We start from the raw sequence: 980 nt of genomic DNA, 5'->3' as shown, positions 1-980 counted from the left end.
GTGCGTTCGCTTGCACCGTCGCCGGGGCTGTTGGTGTGGAGCAGGGTGGTGAGGTTGGCCAGCAGGAGGAGCTGGGTGGGGTGGCCGTGGCGGGTGGGCAGCTCGCCGTGTGCGAGGTGGCGCCGGCACAGCTCGATCAGGGCGTCGGCGTGGCGTTGTTCGGGGGTCCGGCGGTCGCGTTCGCCGTCGGTGGTGGGGGTGGGCGCGGCCAGCGGGTCCAGGACGGTGCGCACGGTGGCGGCGTCCTCGGTGGAGACGAGCCCGGTGATGCGTACGGTGCCGTCGCCGAGGTCGACCAGGCGCAGGCGCCGTTTGCGGGCGGCGCGTTCTTCTCGGTGTTCCAGGCTTTCGGTGTCCAGGACATGCAGCAGATGGGTGGCCAGGTGCTGCAGGGTGGCGGGGTCGTGCTCGCGGGCGAACGCGGCGAGGTCCTCCTCGGCCCGGGCGGCGTCGTCGGTGCTCACATCGGGCGGCAGGCGGGCCATCGTCTTCGAGATCACGGTGGCGTGATCGGTGGAGATCTCCCCCGCGGTCAGGGCGGTGTGGGTGGCCGGCATCGACCGTGATGTGCGTGGCCCGGCGGCGGGGTTGGCGGCGTAGTCCTCGACCGGAGCGGGTGGAGTGAGCCGGTGCGCCAGATCCACGTTCGTTTTGGCGGTGCCGGGGCGCATGCGTAGCGCATCACGCAGCCACGCCGTGGTGGACGACGCGCCGAGGCGGCGGCCGAGATCGCGGGTGTCGGCCTCGGCGAGAAACCGCAGGAACAGCTCGGCCTGCTTCGCCGCCAGCGCGTGCGCACGCACCAGCACCTCAGCCAGGTCCTCATCGCCCAGCCCCCGCGCGTGCACCTCCCGGCCGTCCGCGAGCACAGCGTCCGCAGCGTCGAGCACACCCACCACCGGGTGCACCCCACCCCCACCGCTGCTGTAACCGCCATCCTCAAACATGTGTTCGAGCATACCGGCAGCCACCGACAAGGT

1 protein-coding gene is annotated in these 980 nt (G+C 72.1%); it reads right to left on the bottom strand.

Annotated features, from left to right (window positions below):
- Positions 1-947 (bottom strand): DUF222 domain-containing protein (locus tag G1H11_RS24940; protein ID WP_163821421.1); only part of this gene is annotated, 947 nt, incomplete at its 3' end.
- Between the last annotated feature and the right edge of the window lie 33 nt (positions 948-980).

This window comes from Phytoactinopolyspora alkaliphila (assembly GCF_010550695.1).
GTDB classification, from domain to species: domain Bacteria; phylum Actinomycetota; class Actinomycetes; order Jiangellales; family Jiangellaceae; genus Phytoactinopolyspora; species Phytoactinopolyspora alkaliphila.
This window is presented reverse-complemented; position numbering and strand designations above follow the sequence as displayed.